At 57.8% G+C, this 15,961-nt stretch carries 17 protein-coding genes; 9 read left to right on the forward strand and 8 right to left on the reverse strand.

Annotation, left to right across the window (positions count from 1 at the left end; all coding sequences use genetic code 11):
• Positions 1 to 92 precede the first annotated feature (92 nt).
• A complete protein-coding gene (gene obgE / locus ACMQ11_RS03250) occupies positions 93 to 1,103 on the forward strand; it encodes a GTPase ObgE (protein WP_418991237.1) in 1,011 nt (336 codons plus the stop codon).
• On the opposite strand, the gene ACMQ11_RS03255 is transcribed toward obgE, so the two are convergent.
• From ACMQ11_RS03255 to serB, 3 genes are read right to left on the reverse strand one after another with little or no spacing between them, the layout of a single operon-like run.
• The gene (locus ACMQ11_RS03255; RefSeq protein WP_418991239.1) at positions 1,072 to 1,866 is read right to left on the reverse strand and encodes a DUF5689 domain-containing protein; all 795 of its coding nucleotides are present in this window, start codon (positions 1,864 to 1,866) and stop codon (positions 1,072 to 1,074) included. The genes obgE and ACMQ11_RS03255 overlap by 32 nt on opposite strands.
• Positions 1,844 to 2,608 (reverse strand): DUF5689 domain-containing protein, encoded by a 765-nt coding sequence (locus ACMQ11_RS03260; RefSeq protein WP_418991240.1) that lies wholly within the window; start codon positions 2,606 to 2,608, stop codon positions 1,844 to 1,846. Before ACMQ11_RS03260 ends, ACMQ11_RS03255 begins: the two co-directional genes overlap by 23 nt.
• On the reverse strand, positions 2,609 to 3,832 hold the full coding sequence (gene serB / locus ACMQ11_RS03265; protein WP_418991241.1) for a phosphoserine phosphatase SerB: 1,224 nt from the start codon (positions 3,830 to 3,832) through the stop codon (positions 2,609 to 2,611).
• Positions 3,833 to 3,931: 99 nt separating this feature from the next.
• Here serB and ACMQ11_RS03270 point away from each other — a divergent pair, with 99 nt between their 5' ends.
• The 5 genes from ACMQ11_RS03270 (at position 3,932) to ACMQ11_RS03290 (ending at position 7,088) form a co-directional block, all read left to right on the forward strand.
• A complete protein-coding gene (locus ACMQ11_RS03270) occupies positions 3,932 to 4,843 on the forward strand; it encodes a mechanosensitive ion channel family protein (protein ID WP_418991242.1) in 912 nt (303 codons plus the stop codon).
• Positions 4,844 to 4,847: 4 nt separating this feature from the next.
• On the forward strand, positions 4,848 to 5,594 hold the full coding sequence (locus ACMQ11_RS03275) for a hypothetical protein (protein ID WP_418991243.1): 747 nt from the start codon (positions 4,848 to 4,850) through the stop codon (positions 5,592 to 5,594).
• A 31-nt stretch (positions 5,595 to 5,625) separates the two neighbouring features.
• Positions 5,626 to 6,057 carry a hypothetical protein gene (locus ACMQ11_RS03280; protein WP_418991244.1) on the forward strand — a complete coding sequence of 144 codons (432 nt, stop codon included), beginning with the start codon at positions 5,626 to 5,628 and terminating at the stop codon, positions 6,055 to 6,057.
• 9 nt (positions 6,058 to 6,066) lie between these two features.
• Positions 6,067 to 6,471: a DUF5606 domain-containing protein gene (locus ACMQ11_RS03285; RefSeq protein WP_418991245.1), complete on the forward strand. Its 405-nt coding sequence runs from the start codon at positions 6,067 to 6,069 to the stop codon at positions 6,469 to 6,471.
• A gap of 131 nt (positions 6,472 to 6,602) precedes the next feature.
• Positions 6,603 to 7,088 (forward strand): methylglyoxal synthase, encoded by a 486-nt coding sequence (locus tag ACMQ11_RS03290; RefSeq protein ID WP_418991247.1) that lies wholly within the window; start codon positions 6,603 to 6,605, stop codon positions 7,086 to 7,088.
• Between the two features lie 36 nt (positions 7,089 to 7,124).
• Here the strand turns inward: ACMQ11_RS03290 and dusB are convergent, their stop codons facing one another.
• Positions 7,125 to 8,147, reverse strand: a complete 1,023-nt coding sequence (dusB, locus tag ACMQ11_RS03295) for a tRNA dihydrouridine synthase DusB (protein WP_418991248.1) — start codon at positions 8,145 to 8,147, stop codon at positions 7,125 to 7,127.
• Positions 8,144 to 9,412, reverse strand: coding sequence for a hemolysin family protein (locus ACMQ11_RS03300; protein ID WP_418991249.1), 1,269 nt, complete (start codon positions 9,410 to 9,412; stop codon positions 8,144 to 8,146). The genes dusB and ACMQ11_RS03300 overlap by 4 nt, the downstream gene beginning before the upstream one ends.
• A 115-nt stretch (positions 9,413 to 9,527) precedes the next feature.
• On the opposite strand from ACMQ11_RS03300, the gene argS reads away from it, so the two are divergent.
• Entirely contained in the window at positions 9,528 to 11,309 is a 1,782-nt protein-coding gene (gene argS, locus ACMQ11_RS03305) for an arginine--tRNA ligase (RefSeq protein WP_418991250.1), read from the forward strand.
• Between the two features lie 65 nt (positions 11,310 to 11,374).
• On the opposite strand, the gene ACMQ11_RS03310 is transcribed toward argS, so the two are convergent.
• Entirely contained in the window at positions 11,375 to 12,226 is an 852-nt protein-coding gene (locus ACMQ11_RS03310) for a GIY-YIG nuclease family protein (RefSeq protein WP_418991251.1), read from the reverse strand.
• 136 nt (positions 12,227 to 12,362) lie between these two features.
• Here ACMQ11_RS03310 and ACMQ11_RS03315 point away from each other — a divergent pair, with 136 nt between their 5' ends.
• Positions 12,363 to 13,382, forward strand: coding sequence for a hypothetical protein (locus ACMQ11_RS03315; RefSeq protein ID WP_418991252.1), 1,020 nt, complete (start codon positions 12,363 to 12,365; stop codon positions 13,380 to 13,382).
• Between the two features lie 134 nt (positions 13,383 to 13,516).
• Positions 13,517 to 13,804: a hypothetical protein gene (locus ACMQ11_RS03320; protein ID WP_418991253.1), complete on the forward strand. Its 288-nt coding sequence runs from the start codon at positions 13,517 to 13,519 to the stop codon at positions 13,802 to 13,804.
• A gap of 110 nt (positions 13,805 to 13,914) precedes the next feature.
• Here ACMQ11_RS03320 and ACMQ11_RS03325 read toward each other — a convergent pair whose 3' ends face one another.
• Positions 13,915 to 14,685 (reverse strand): metal ABC transporter ATP-binding protein, encoded by a 771-nt coding sequence (locus tag ACMQ11_RS03325; protein WP_418991254.1) that lies wholly within the window; start codon positions 14,683 to 14,685, stop codon positions 13,915 to 13,917.
• Positions 14,682 to 15,533, reverse strand: coding sequence for a metal ABC transporter solute-binding protein, Zn/Mn family (locus tag ACMQ11_RS03330; RefSeq protein WP_418991256.1), 852 nt, complete (start codon positions 15,531 to 15,533; stop codon positions 14,682 to 14,684). Before ACMQ11_RS03330 ends, ACMQ11_RS03325 begins: the two co-directional genes overlap by 4 nt.
• Between the last annotated feature and the right edge of the window lie 428 nt (positions 15,534 to 15,961).

Raw genomic sequence — 15,961 nt, forward strand, 5'->3', positions numbered from 1 at the left:
CCTCCGCTTGGATAGGCGGTACCTCGGCAGAGGCAAGAAAATTTGCCTCTGCGTTGGTCATGCACTATCTTTGCAACCTAAATATAGACGATATGGCTGGTTCCAATTTCGTAGATTACGTCAAGATATTCGCACGCTCGGGTCACGGCGGCGGCGGTTCGGCCCATTTCCGGCGCGAGAAATTCGTGGCTTTCGGCGGTCCGGACGGCGGCGACGGCGGCAAGGGCGGCAGCATCGTCCTCGTGGGCGACAGCCAGTACTGGACGCTGATCCACCTCAAATACCAGCGCCACCAGTTCGCCGGGGACGGGCAGAACGGCTCCGGCGCCCGCTCCACGGGCCGCGATGCCAAAGACATCGTGATCCCCGTGCCGCTGGGCACGGTGGCCAAGCGCCTGGTTGAGTGCGAGGACGGCACCACGACCGAAAGGGTAGTGGGCGAGGTTACGGCGGACGGCGAGCGGCTGGTGCTGCTCAAGGGCGGCCGCGGCGGATTGGGCAACTGGCATTTCAAGAGCGCTACCAACCAGACGCCGCGCTATGCCCAGCCGGGAGAGGAGGGCGAGGAGGGTACGTTCATCCTCGAACTGAAAGTCCTGGCCGACGTGGGGCTGGTGGGTTTCCCCAATGCGGGCAAATCGACGCTCCTTTCGGCCGTCTCGGCGGCCCGGCCCAAGATCGCCGACTATGCTTTCACCACGCTCGAACCCAACCTCGGAATTGTCGAGGTGCGCGACCACCGCTCGTTCGTCATGGCCGATATTCCGGGGATCATCGAGGGGGCGCACGAGGGCCGCGGGCTGGGCACCCGGTTCCTGCGCCATATCGAGCGCAACTCGGTTCTGCTGTTCCTGATCCCGGCCGACAGCGACGACATCCGACGCGATTACGAGGTGCTGCTGGGCGAATTGACGCAGTACAATCCCGAACTGCTGGACAAGAAGCGGCTGCTGGCCATCTCCAAATGCGACATGCTCGACGAGGAGTTGATCCGCGAAATGCGGACTCAGCTGCCCGAGGGTATTCCGTCGCTCTTCATCTCGTCGGTTTCGGGGTTGAATATCCCGCAGCTCAAGGACATGCTTTGGGAGGCGTTGCAGTAGGAGCGAACACCACCTCGCGGTTGACCACGCGCAGCGAGTAGCGTCCGTTGAAACAGTCGACAATTCCGCTCAAAGAGCCCGTGCCGCTCGGTACGGGCTCTTTTGCATAGATGCACGACCCGAGCGTCCGCACGCGGAACGCGTTTTTTGCGCCATCCTCAACTGTTCTTTCGGTGGTAATGGTTCGGTGGGTCAGCGGGTCGGTATCGCACCAGGCAGCCAGCTCGGTAAACCGTACTCCCTCCAGTCGCACGTAGGTATCTACCTGGGACTGGCCGATCTGCGGAATCGTCGTCACGACCGGAATCGGGTCGGCGATCCGTCCCGTGCGGCGCAGGTAGCGTTCCAGCTCCGTGCGCGGAATGCGCCCCGCACCCGAGTCGTCGACCGGTGCGGTTCCGAGTTGCACCTTGCCGCCGTATTCGCAAAGCACCAGCCCGTTGCACCGGATCGTGAGTTCGTCTCCGACCGAATAGTCGAGGAAAAGTTCCGGATGGTCCGCCGCGATGGCAATGCCGCCACTTGGGTCCTGAATCACGAGCGTCTTGTAAAATTCGCCGAAGCAGTCGTTGGCCGTCACGAAGCCGCGCAGGGTGATGTCCTGTGTGACGGTTACGCAGTCGCCCTCGCACAGCGATTTGAGATGGGCAATGGTGCGAATCTCGTCCGGGTTACCTCCTAACAGCAGTTCGGACGAGCGATCGCAGGCTGTCAGTCCGGCCAGAGCGAGGAAGAGCAATTCAATGCAGGCAATCGCTCTCATCGCGCAGTTTGAGGATATAGCGACCGTTGCTTGCCGGGTCGTATTGCAGGATTCCCGTGAGTGAGCAGGTTCCGACCGGCACCTCTTTCGCAGCAAAGCCGGCGTACGTGCGCACATAGGTGTAGATGGCCTCACCGCCTGCGTCGGTGAACCGCTTGTACCCGGCCCATGTGCCGTTCGTGAGGTCTTCGGGCGTGTAGCGCAGGGCGTCGATGCGTACGAGGGTGCCGCACAATTCGGACCTCAGCCCCCGGATGGTACGCAGGGCCGGCTCCACTGACTGCAAGGGGGCATCGCTGCGCACGATAACCCCGGCCAGCGCGGGCCGCTGCCCGATGTAGTCCGTGGCGAAACCGCTTCCCGCGGCGGGCATGCGCCCCAGTTGCAGCACGCCGCGGCTCTCTCCCAGCGCGAATCCCCTGAGCCGTACGCTCAGAAGCGCACCCTCGGGATAGTCGTTGTGCAGGTGGTCCGTCCCGGCCATGATCTCCATTCCGGCGCCGTCCTGCTCGATGCAGAACGAGCGGTAGAAATTTCCTCCCTCGTCCGTGGCCGTGACACGGCCCGAAACCACGATGTCGCCCGTTACGGGAAAGGTCTGCCCGGCATAGCGTGCCCTGAGCTCCCGGATGCTGCTCGTCTCAAGAGGCACAGGTCCGTTGGTCCGGGTGCCGAACGATGAATCGTAGCACCCTGCAAGCAGCAGTGCGGCCAGACAAGGGAGCAAGGGCAACCGCATCATCTACTGTTCTATTCGGGAATCTTTCAGTCCCAGGAAATAGAGAATACCGTCCAGCCCGATGGTCGAAATCGACTGCCGGGCCGTGGCCTTCACCTTGGGCTTGGCGTGGAACGCGATGCCCAGGCCCGCCAGGTTGAGCATCGGCAGGTCGTTGGCGCCGTCGCCCACGGCGACCGACTGGGCAATGTTGATCTCCTCGAACTGGCACAGGAGGCGCAGCAACTCGGCCTTGCGGCGTCCGTCCACCACTTCGCCGACGTAGCGGCCCGTCAGGCGGCCGTTTTCGATCTCCAGTTCGTTGGCATATACGTAATCGAATCCGTATTTCTGGCGCAGGTAGTTGCCGAAATAGGTAAATCCGCCCGAGAGAATGGCCGTCTTGTACCCTACGCGCTTGAGAATGGTCATCATGCGCTCCAGCCCCTCGGTGATCGGGAGCGAGCGGGCGATCTCCTCCATGACCGAGATGTCGAGCCCCTTGAGCAGTGCAACCCGCTGCGTGAAACTTTCGCGGAAGTCGATCTCGCCGCGCATGGCGCTTGCGGTGATCTCGCGCACTTGCTCGCCGACGCCCGCGCGCTCGGCCAGTTCGTCGATCACTTCGGTTTCGATGAGCGTCGAATCCATGTCGAAGCAGATCAGGCGGCGGCTGCGGCGGTAGATATCGTCCTTCTGGAACGAGACGTCGAGCCCGATTTCCGAGAGGTTCATGAAACTCTCCTGCATGGTGCAGCGCTCCTCGTCCGTAAGCGATCCGCGCACCGAGAGTTCGATGCACGCCTTGGCGGCCCGGTCCTCCTTGCACAGGGGCATGCGACCCGTGAGGCGCTTGATTGCGTCGATGTTGAGCCCGTGTTCCGCGACGGCCTTGGTGACCTCGGCGATGTGGCGCGCGGTCACGGTGCGTCCCAGTAGCGTGATGATGTAGCGGTTCTTGCCCTGCCGGGCCACCCAGGCGTTGTATTTCTCCTCGGCGATGGGAGTGAAGCGGATCATCACGCCCAGTTCCGAGGCTTTGAACAGCAACTCTTTCATGATGCTGCCCGACTTGTCGGCCGTGGTCTTGATCAGCATGCCCAGCGTGAGCGACTGGTGGATATTGGCCTGGCCGATGTCGAGGATGAAAGCGTCGTAGCGGGCGAGTATCTCCGTCAGAGAGGAGGTCATGCCGGGCTTGTCCTCGCCCGAAATGTTTATCTGGATGATTTCGACGTCGTTTATCATGGTTGCTTCCGGTTTGCTTTTCGGTAAATTCGTAGACAAAGTTAATAAAGTTCTCCTTTTTTTGGTTAATTTTGTCGCCATAATACAAAAAATAGCATTATGGGAATGTTTTTTGCCCAGGCGGATGCGGCTCCGCTGATGCTGCCGGACAGCATCCAGAAAGCCCATTTCGCGCAAACGGTCGAGAAGATCGTCAACATGGATTTCAGCGAGGTGTTTTCGAGCCTGCTCTCCGAGTCGGTCTGGATACTCATCAAGATCGCCATCGCGCTGGCCATCTATTTCATCGGCCGCTGGATCGTGCGGCGTATCCTGCGTTTGCTCGACGCCGCTTTCGAACGCCGCAAGGTGGACGTTTCGCTGCGCTCGTTCATGCACAACACCATCAGCGTGGTCTTCTCGCTGATCCTCATCATGATCGTCGTGCAGACCCTCGGGGTCAACGTCACCTCCTTGATCGCCGTCTTCTCGGCCGCCACCCTGGCCATCGGTATGGCCTTGAGCGGTACGGCCCAGAACTTTGCCGGCGGCGTGATGATCCTGCTGATGAAGCCTTACCGCGTGGGCGACTACATCTCGGCCCAGGGCCAGTCTGGCACGGTGCGCGAGATCAAGCTCTTCTCGACGGTCATCTGCACGGTCGACAACCAGACAATTTACATTCCGAACAATGCCATCGCCACCGCCATTATCGACAATTATTCCACGGCCGACGATCGCCGCGTAGACTGGACCGTCAGCATCGCATACGGCGACGATGTGGATGTGGCGCGCAAGGCGATTCTTTCGATCCTTGCCGAAGACACCCGCGTGTACCGGGAACCAGCCCCCGTGGTTTGGGTCTCGGCGCTCGCCGACAGTTCGGTGAATCTGGTCGTGCGTGTCTGGACCAAAAACAGCGACTACTGGGACGTCTTTTTCGAAAACAACGAGAAATTCTACAAGCAGCTGCCCCTGCACGGGATCAATTTCCCGTTCCCGCAGATGGACGTACATGTAAAAAAGGAGTAGACGGATGGGCAAAATGTTTCTGAGCCTGCTCGTTGCGATGATGCTCGGCGCCTGCGGCACGGATAAACACGATCCGGTTCCCATGCCGCCCGAGTTCTCCGAGGTAACATGCTCTCCGGCCGAACCTGCTGCGGGGGAGGAGGTGACGGTCCGGGTCGCGGTCGGATGCCCGGACGGCCTGGAGCGGGTCTCTCTCCACTATTTCACACGGTACAAGGAGATGCTTTCCGGCTCGATTGCGGGAGAGCGCCTTTTCACCGAGGCACCCGCAACGTACGATTTTGAAGCCCATATTCCGGGTCAGCAGGCCGGCACGACCGTCTATTTCTACGTTGCGGCCCGGTCGGTAAACGGCCTCGAACGGACGACCCGCACGATGCAATATGCCCTGCCCGGCGGAGGTTCCGACCCAGGTCTGGGACCGGAATATACGACCCGTCCGGAGTTCGGCCCCCTGACGTTCACACCGGACGAACCCGGTGATCGTGAGATCGTGACTGTTCGGGTGCCCGTATCGTGCGAATACGGGCTGGAACGGATTTACATCCACTATTTCCACGACGGGGCACAGGAGGGTACGATCGTGGGGGAGCGTCGCTTTGCCGACGATCGTCCCACCTCTTACGACTACGAGGGGAAGATTCCCGGAGCCCGTGCCGGTTCGGTTATCCGATTCGTGGTCTTTGCCCGCAGCGGTTACGGGGTGGGCAATGCGACCGAAATGATGGAATACGGCGTGCGGAACGAATGATCTTCGAACCGCCCGCGAAAATACGCTTGTGATGAAAAAACTGATTTCGATAATTTTTGCTGCGGCGTCGCTCGCCGCCTGCAACGACAAAACGGAGCTCGGTCCCGAACACAGGGCCGAGGTAAAAATCGACAAGATCGCATACTCCGCCCCCATTCCGGACACGGATGTGGAGGTCACCTGCGACTTGAGCTGTGAGTACGGAATTTACAGTGCCTGGATCGACTACCAGATCGACGACGACCCCGAGGTGCAACAAACGGGAGCCAAGTTGTACGACGGAAGCGACAAGAGGAACGTTACCTGGCACTATTCGGCTACCATCCCCGGGCAGCCTGCCGGGACGAAGATTTCGTTCCGTATTTTCTCCTATACGCCCTACGGCAAACTGACGATCGGCTCGATCGTCGTTTATACGGTGTCGGAAACCGAACCGGCTGAAATATCCTTACCTAATAAATAATACGGAAATATGGAACTGAAAGAGATTCTGGCCATCTCGGGCCAACCCGGACTTTATAAATACGTGGCGCAGTCGGCCCGCGGCGTGATCGTCGAATCGCTCGCGGACGGCAAGCGCATGAACGCCGCTGCTTCGGCCAAGGTGAGTGCGCTGACCGAAATTTCAATGTTCACCGAGGGCGACGACATTCCGCTTGCCGAGGTCTTCACGAAGATTTACGCCCAAACGGGCGGCAAGGAGGCAATCAGCCCCAAGGAGACGCCCGAGAAACTGAAAGCCGCTTTCGCCGAGGCGCTTCCCGAATACGACCGCGAGCGGGTCCACGTTTCGGACATCAAGAAATGCTTCGCCTGGTATAATGCCCTGGTACGGGCGGGCTTTACGGAGTTCAACCTCCCGTCCGAAGAGGAGTAAAGCAGTGTCCCGGCTTTAGGTCGGGACATTTTCTTTATGTTACGTTTGGATTAAATTTCTAAATTATTTTAAAAATATCCCTCTCTTTGTATTATCTTTACACCCGGACGAAAAATATAGAAAGGATGCTTATGAACAAGATGACGAAGATGCTGGCGCTGGTCGCGCACGACAACATGAAGCACGACCTGGCCGAGTGGGTAGACTGGAATAGCCGGAAGCTGAGCTGCCACCACCTGATCTGCACGGGCACGACGGGTAAGATGGTCGAAAAGACGCTGCGCGACCACAAGGAGGAGAACGAGGAGGACGAACCCAAACCCGAACTGCGGATTACGCTTCTCAAGTCGGGTCCGCTGGGCGGTGACCAGCAGTTGGGATCGCTGATCGCCGATGGCCGGATCAGTGCGCTGATCTTTTTCTGGGACCCCATGTCCGCCCAGCCGCACGACGTGGACGTCAAGGCGCTGCTGCGTCTGGCCACCCTGTACAACGTGCCGACGGCGATCAACCGTTCGACGGCCGATTTTCTGATCTCTTCGCCCTTGTACGAGGACGACGACTACGAACCCGTGGTCAAGGATTACCGGGCATACGTCGAGCGGGTGCTGAAATAGAGAAAAGAGCTGCGAAAACAGCTCTTTTTTCTTGTGTCAGATGTCGTGCGAGAGCGGCGCCGGCACCGCGCCGCTCAGGTCGTAGCCGCCCCAGCGGTCGGCAATTTCGTCGAGCGTTTGCAGCAGGCACTCCACGTCGAGCGTCGTAACCAGCCGCAGCCGCGTAGCCTTGAAATCGGGCAGCCCCTTGAAATAGTTGGTCAGGTGGCGGCGCATCTCCAGTATGCCCACAAGACCGCCCTTTATTTCCAGCGATTTGAGGAGATGCTCCCGGGCGATCGCTACCCGCTCTGCAACCGACGGCTGGGGCAGCACCTCGCCCGTTGCGAGAAAATGCTTCACCTCGCGGAATATCCACGGCCGGCCGTAGGTCGCGCGGCCGATCATCACGCCGTCCACCCCGTAGCGGTCGAACATCTCGGCCGCCTTGGGCCCCGAATCCACATCGCCGTTGCCGATGATCGGAATGCGTATCTGCGGATTGTTCTTCACCCGTCCGATCAGCGTCCAGTCCGCCTCGCCGCGGTACATCTGCGCCCGCGTGCGGCCGTGGATCGTGAGAGCCGCGATCCCCGCGTCCTGCAACCGCAGGGCGATCTCCTCGATATTCTTCGACTCCTCGTCCCAGCCCAGACGGGTCTTGACCGTGACGGGCAGGTTCACCGCATCGACGATCCGCCGCGTCATCTCGACCATCAGCGGCACGTCGCGCATCATGCCCGACCCGGCTCCGCGGCCCGCGATCTTCTTCACGGGGCAGCCGAAATTGATGTCGATCACGTTGGGCCCCGCGGCCTCGGCCATGCGTGCCGCCTCGACCATCGGTTCGACGAGGTGCCCGTAGAGTTGGATGCCCACCGGCCTTTCGGCCTCGTCGATTTCGAGTTTTTTGAGCGATTTGGCCGCATCGCGGATCAGTCCGTCCGAAGAGATGAACTCGGTGTACACCATGTCGGCCCCGAACCGTTTGCACATGTAGCGGAACGACGGGTCGGTCACGTCCTCCATCGGAGCCAGCAGCAGGGGCTTCTGGCCAAGGTCTATCTCTGCGATTTTCATTTTGTTTGTGTTGTCACCAGTATTTTGTCGATCCGGGCGCCGTCCATGTCCACGATCTCGATCCGCAAGCCGTTCCAGACGAGCTCTTCGCCCGTGGCTGGGATGTGTTCAAGCCGATCGAGAATCAGCCCGCTGATGGTGTTGTAGGCGGTATGGTCGTGGAGCTCCTCCACACCGAAATGGATCAGAAAGTCGTAGAACGGGCACTGCCCGTCCACAAGGCAGCTGCCGTCCGCGCGCTGCACGATATGGGGTTCTTCGTGCTCGCCGGGAATTTCGCCAACAAGGGCCTCGAAAATATCCCGCAGGGTGAAGATGCCCCGCGTAACGCCGAACTCGTCGCAGACGATGCCGTAGCCCAGTTGTTCGTTGCGCAGCTGCTCCAGCGCTCCGTACACCTCGAATCCCTCGTGGAAGAATTTGGCCGGCGCAAGGTGGCTGCGCAGATCGAATCCGGGTTCGTCCAAGTGGCGGAACAACTCCTTGAGGTAGACCACGCCGATCAGCCGGTCGAGGCTGCCATCGCCCACGGGGTAGCGGTTGTGCGGCTCGCGGTCGACCAGTTCGCGGATCTGCTCCGCGCTCATCGAAATGTCGATCCAGGCCAGTTCGCTGCGGTAGGTCATCACCGACTCCACCGTCCGGTCCCCGAGCGAAAAGACGCGGCCGACGATCCGCTGCTCCACTTGCTGCACCTCGCCGTCCTCCATGCCCTCGCGGACAATGGCCCGTATCTCCTCCTCTGTCACCTTGCTTTCGCCCTTTTCGAGTCCCAGCAGACGCGTTATAGCCGAGGTGCTGCGTGAAAGCAGCCAGACGAACGGCGATGCCGCAAGCGTCAAGAGCCGCATGGGCCGGGCCACGAGCATGGCGGTCTTCTCTGCAGCCTGCATGCCGATCCGCTTGGGTACCAGCTCGCCGAAAATCAGGGTCAGATAGGTCACCGCAATGACGATCACCGCCTGCGCCGTCACGGTCGCCGTGCCGAGCGGAATGCCCAATCGGGCCAGTTCACCGCCGAACCGGGTTGCGAGCGCATCGCCCGAGTAAATACCCGTCAAGATGCCGATCAGGGTGATGCCGATCTGTATGGCCGACAGGAATTTATCGGGCTGTTCGATGATTTTCTGTGCCTGACGAGCCCCTGCATGGCCCTGACGGGCTTTCAATTCGAGGTTCGAACGGCGTGCCGAGATCAGTGCGATCTCCGACATGGCGAAAAGTCCGTTCAGCAGGATGAGCACGAGGATGATGACTATCTCCATAAATCCGTTGCGGGTTTTCGGAGCAAAGATAAGCCAATGTTTTCGGAATATCGTAACACGGAATTGATTTATTCGCCGAAAAACAGTAAATTTGCAGGCTAATCAGTTTATGGAGATGAATATCGAAAACTTTGTTTCGGATGCGGTCCTCCGTTCGGTGGAGGCGCTTTACGGGCCGTTGGACGGCGAGCAGCTGCAAATTCAGAAGACCCGCAGGGAGTTCGAGGGCGACTATACCCTCGTGACGTTCCCGCTGCTCCGACGTAGCCGCAAGTCCCCCGAGGCCACCGCGACCGAGATCGGAGAATATATGACGGCTCACATACCGGAAATCAAGGCGTTCAACGTTATCAAGGGCTTTCTCAACCTCTCGCTCGACAGCGCTTTCTGGTCGGACCGCTTCGCCGAAATAGTCGCCGACGTACAGTTCGGCCAGGCGTCGCCTACGGGGCGCACGGTAATGATCGAATACTCGTCTCCCAACACCAACAAGCCCCTGCATTTGGGGCACGTCCGCAACAACCTCCTGGGCTACTCCGTGGCGCAAATACTCAAAGCCAACGGCCATACGGTCATCAAGGCCAACCTGGTGAACGACCGCGGTATCCACATCTGCAAGTCCATGCTGGCGTGGCAGCTCTACGGCAATGGCGAGACCCCCGCTTCGTCGGGCATGAAAGGCGATCACCTCGTCGGCAAATACTACGTCGAGTTCGACAAGCACTACAAGGCGCAGATCAAGGAGTTGACGGCGGCAGGGCAGTCGGAGGAGGACGCCAAAAAGAACGCCCCGATCCTGCTTCAGGCGCAGGAGATGCTGCGCCGCTGGGAGGCCAAAGACCCCGAGGTCTACGGACTGTGGGAGAAGATGAACGGCTGGGTGTATGAGGGTTTCGACGTAACATATAAAGCCCTTGGCGTCGATTTCGACAAGGTTTACTACGAATCCCAAACCTACCTCTTGGGCAAATCGCTCGTCGAAGAGGGGCTGAAAAAGGGCGTCTTTTACCGGCGCGAGGACAACTCGGTGTGGATCGATCTCAGGGAGGACGGACTGGATGAAAAGCTGCTGCTGCGCGGCGACGGCACGTCGGTCTACATGACGCAGGACCTCGGCACGGCCTACCGTCGTTTCGAGGAGAACCGCCTCGACGACATGATCTACGTGGTCGGGAACGAGCAGAACTACCATTTCCAGGTGTTGAAGCTGGTGCTGAAAAAACTGGGCTATGCCGACTGGAGCGACCACATTACCCACCTTTCGTACGGCATGGTGGAGCTACCCGAGGGCAAGATGAAATCGCGCGAGGGGACGGTGGTCGACGCCGACGACCTGATCGCGGGCATGGTTACGACGGCCCGCGAAATGTCGGACGAACTGGGCAAGCTGGACGGCTGCTCGGAGGAGGAAGCCGCCGCCGTTTCGACGATGGTCGGGCTGGGCGCGCTCAAATATTTCATCCTCAAGGTGGACCCCCGCAAGACCATGCTTTTCGATCCGCGCGAGTCGATCGATTTCAACGGCAATACCGGACCGTTCATTCAGTACACCCATGCGCGCATCCGTTCCGTGCTGCGCAAGGCCGCCGAGGCGGGCATCGACTTTGCCGGCCCGGCACAGGCCGACTATTTGCCCGAGGAGATCGACCTGGTCAAGTCGCTGACCGAATACCCCTCGGTGGTGGCTGCCGCGGGCGAGAGTTTCGCCCCCTCGCTGATCGCAGCCTACGTCTACGAACTGGCCAAGCAGTTCAACGGCTACTACCACGACCATTCGATTCTCAAGGAGGAGTGTGGCGAAACGCGCCGGATGCGTCTCCAATTGACCGCTCAGGTGGCTCGCGTCATCCGCAGCGGCATGTCGCTGTTGGGCATCGAGGTTCCGGAACGCATGTAACCCCAGCGATAAAATGCAAAAGGGCTGCCCCGGTTCCGGGGCAGCCCTTTTGCTGTTGTTTACTCTTATTCGCTATCCAAGGCTTTGAGAATCCGTCCGTCTTTGGTTTTCCATTCGGACAAACCGTTTGCGCAACGACCCATGATGATGCTTGCCGCCGTGGAGGGGCTGGAAAAGAGAAAGTCTTTGGTAAATCGAAGCCCTTGCTCGCTTGGGACCACAATCTTATCCGTGAGCAATTTATCCCGCAAAAGCTGGTATTTTTCGGTGAAAGAGCGGATTACGGAGGACGCCATGATGGAGTTTTTCAATACGATAAAACCATCCGCACTTTTGACTCCCTGGCCGTCTGCACCTCGCACTGCCTGTATGTAAAATGTTTCCCTTTGCTGTGGATTTTTCTTAGAAATAAGCGGTTCGAAAATTTTGTATCCTAATGTTCCGATCAGCAATTTGATCTGTGCAATGAACTCCTCCATCTCCGCCGTATCCGGTTCGGAAATGGTCGGTCGGGTAGGGGTGTTCGAGTTTTCCAGTTGATAGCGTCCTATTTCTCTTGCCGCTTCATAAAGGCTGTTTTCTATATATTTTATATGGGCTTTGTTCAGGTTCGAATCTTTGCTGATGAACACGATCGCATCGTTCCAGAAATCCTTTTGCTCCACGTGTTGCAGCAGCCGTTTGCGGATGCCGTCCGCTTCGCCGATATAAGCCAGCCCCTCATTGTCTACGGTATCCGATCGGCCGAATAAAATATATACGCCCGGATTGTCCAATTCGGGTCTGTCCGAACACTCCCGAATGCTGGATTTCGGAAGACGGTATGCTTTTCCGTTCCAGTTCGAGAGTTCGCAACTGATGCGTCCCTCCGGGCTTCCGTCCATCAGGAACAAGGTTATTTTCTTGGCAAAGGGCATGCTTGTAAATATTATCTTTTAAAGATATATATTTTTTATTTAATATCAGCATTCGGGCATTCAAAAAATCGTCCTGTCACACCGTGGTACGAACTTTGCGAGAGGGAAATGCAGCAATAACTAACACTATTTAAGCGTGAAAACAATCTTTACAACATTCGCTCTTTCTCTTGCGTTGTGTGCCGCTGCCGGAGCGACGGCCCAGACCAGGAGCACGGTGCAGGTACCTGCGGCCGATACCGTGATACTGTCGGAGACGACCGACGGCGACTACATCGTGCGCAGGGTTCTGGTCAAGCGTCAGGGCGATAGCGATTATTCGATCCGCTACCTTATCAACCTGGCCACGCTCAACGCCACGCTCAACGGCAACCAGAAAGAGTTGGGCGATCTGAACAATTTTGTCGAGAACATGATGCGCGATACGACGACCAAAGTTTCGTCCGTCTCCATCACGGGTTACTCTTCGCCCGACGGTCCCCGGCAGTTCAACGAGACGCTGGCCCGCAACCGAGCCCGCAATTTCAAGAATTACGTCGATCGGAAATACAACTTTTCGAAAAAATACGACGTCAAGGTGTCGTCCGTAGCCGAAGATTGGGAAATGTGCCGCACGCTGGTGGCCCAGTCGTCCATGCCCGAACGCGATGCCGTGCTGCGGATTATCGACGACAGCCAGTCTTCGGAAGCCAAGGAGCAGGCGTTGAAGAAGATGCCTTCGGCCTGGGAGTATATGGCCCGGAACATTCTGCCGCCGCTGCGCCGCGTCGAGCTGGTGATCGATTACGGTCAGGGGCAGGTCGTCGAGCAAAGGGTGATGATTCCCCGGCCCGAGCCGGTCGTCGAGGTGATCGAGGAGCAGGTGACTGTTTGCGAACCGTGCTGTGAGGTCGTAGACGATTCGATCAACGGGATCCTCGTTGAAATGCCCGAACCGGGCGTCGATTTCGGCGACGGAGTCAGCCCCGAACCCATGTCCATGCGTCAGGACGTCCGCGATGCCGACCGGATCGCACGCCGCGAGGCCCGCGAAGCCGACCGGATTGCCCGTACGCAGCTGAGGGCTGAGAAGAAGATCGCCCGCAAAGAGTACAAGGCTGCCCGCAAGGCCGAAAAGGCAGCGGCCAAATCGGCACGGGATTTACAGAGAATGTAACATTCGCTCCCGATACGCAAGGGCCCCGGATTGTTCCGGGGCCTTTTGCATGCCGAGAGGGTAGGGCGGGAAATTGTTTGATAATCCGAAACGTTTTATTACCTTTGTCGGAGCTAATTCCAAAAACAGATAATATGGCAAATTTAAGAGACCTGAAAAAAGAGATCGACTACCGTCTCGAAGAGGTAGTTTTCGATTGTGATATGGCCATGTGCTTCCAGCCTAAGAAAGAGGAGGAGATATTCGCCATCATGCAGGAGGCTGTCGGCGTACGCAACGACCTGTTCGCAAAGGCGATGAATCCCGCCGAGCCGCACAACCGGTCGCTCGTTCGCAAGCATTACGCCGCTTTGCGGAGCGAAATGGTCGCCGCTTTCGATGCGCTGTTCGAGAAGCTGAGTGCACTGAACGGCTCCAAGTAATTGGATGGTTGCGGACCACTTACCGCACCTCGATCCGATCCCCGAATGGGACGTACGATAAGTACAACCCATTCGGGGATTTAGATGCAGGGCGTTGTGCCTGATGCGGGTCAGTCGTGGTCGCAGCAGCAGTCGCCCGGATGGTGCTCCAGCACCGTGTGGGGAACATGACCGTGCGAGAGGAGTTGAATAGGGCAGTCGTAGTTGCGTAATTGCTCCTGGGTCAGAATGTTGGAATGATGGCGGTGGACGCGGCGATTGACGCAGACGATCTCTTTCACCACGCTGGTGATGGTGCCGATGTCGTGCGATACCATCACAATAGCCATGCGTTCGTTCAGTTCGCGCAGCGTGCGGTAGAGCTCCTTTTCAAACTGGTTGTCCACGAAATTCGCCGGCTCGTCGAGAATCAACAGTTTGGGTTCCGAAATAACGGCCCGAGCGAGCAGCGCCCGCTGCATTTGGCCGCCCGAGACCTCTCCGATGGGGTTGCGTGCCGTTTCCCCGATGCCAGCCATGCCGAGCAGCCCGAGCGCTTTTTGCCGGTCTTCGGCGGTGTAGCGCGTACGGAATCCGCGATGCCCCTGCAACCCCGATAGCACGACCTCCAGCACCGAAATGGGGAATGCGCGATCGAAATCGGTGATTTGGGGCATGTAACCGATCAGCCGTTCCCGACCGCGAAACAACTCCGGAGCCAACCTGATTTCGCCCGTATGGGGCACGGTGCCCAAAATCGCCTTTACGAGCGTTGTTTTACCGCCGCCGTTGGGCCCGATTACCCCCAGAAAATCGTCCTGAGCAATTTCCAGATCGACATGCTGCAACGCCTCGTAACCGTTGTACGAAACGCCGACGTTGCGTAAACTGACCAGGTTCATTGAGCTGTAATTAAATCGGTTATCGTGTCGATACCGGCAATCGCATCCTCCGGCAGCGGGTCGAACTCGACGCTCGCAGCATCGATGTCACGGGCGATGATCTCTACTGTTGACGCGGGAAACTGACTCTGGTAGAGAATCGTGCGCACGCCGTCCTCACGGGCCTGGCGGATGAGGGCGCTCAACTGACGAGCCGATGGCTCTTTGCCGTCGGTCTCTATTGCCACCTGCCTCAAACCGTAGTCGCGTGCATAATAGGTGAGAGCGGGGTGGTAGACGATGAAAGACTCCACTCCGCTGCGTGCGATTTTTTCTGCTGTCCGCGTATCCAACTCTAGCAGCTGTCCGAGGAGCCGTTCGTAGTTGGCCTCGTATTCCACCGAGTCGGGATAGGCATTTCGAATGGCCTCGTAAGCATTCGCAGCCATTTGTTGCAGCGCTTTCGGCGAGGTCCAGACATGCGGATCGACGCCGTGCGAGTGATCTTGGTCGTGGTGCTTGTGCGAACAACTGCCCGCGATCAAAGGTATGTTTCTGCTCAGAACGACGACTTTCGTTCGGTCCTCCATCTTGTCGAGAAGCGCGGTTTCGAAATCGATAAGTCCGACGTTGAAGATCAGCCGCGCATTGTTCAGCCCGACGAACTGCCGTGCCGTCGGCTCGAATGTCTCGGGACTCGCTCCCGGCGGTACGAGGACCCGAATCTCGAAATCATCCCCGACAATTCCCTGCACGATGCTTTTCAGCGGCAGTATGGAAACATACAATGTGGTCTCGACCGGCTGTTTTTGCGCAGAACAACCCGCGAAAATTGCCGGTAAGATCGCCCAAAGAAATATTTTGTACATGCTATCGATGCGTTTTTACCGCACAAAGGTACGAAAAAATGTATCATTATATGCCGGTTGAAATGGAGCAAACTATTTCGCAACATCTATTATTTAACATAATAGCAATATTACACCAATCTTACTCTATATATATTAACGCATCATTTTAATATAGGTGTAGCCGTTTTGTTTCCGATAAACCTTGCAACTCTTGTTCCTAATGATTAATACTGCAACAATATCTTGCGCACCCGACTTTATAGAGGAATGAGAGCAATTCCGCATAGTCGAAAGAGACTCAAAAGAATGTTCATTCTTCTTTCTCTGAAAATTCGAGCTAAGGCGGAGGGCAATAAAAAAACACGCTGGAGAGCGTGTTTTCTTTCATACGAATTATTTCCTGGGAAATCGCCAGAAATTACCCGTCCGAGAATTCAATATTTTCG

The organism is Alistipes sp. (assembly GCF_048465575.1).
Classification (GTDB): Bacteria; Bacteroidota; Bacteroidia; order Bacteroidales; family Rikenellaceae; genus Alistipes.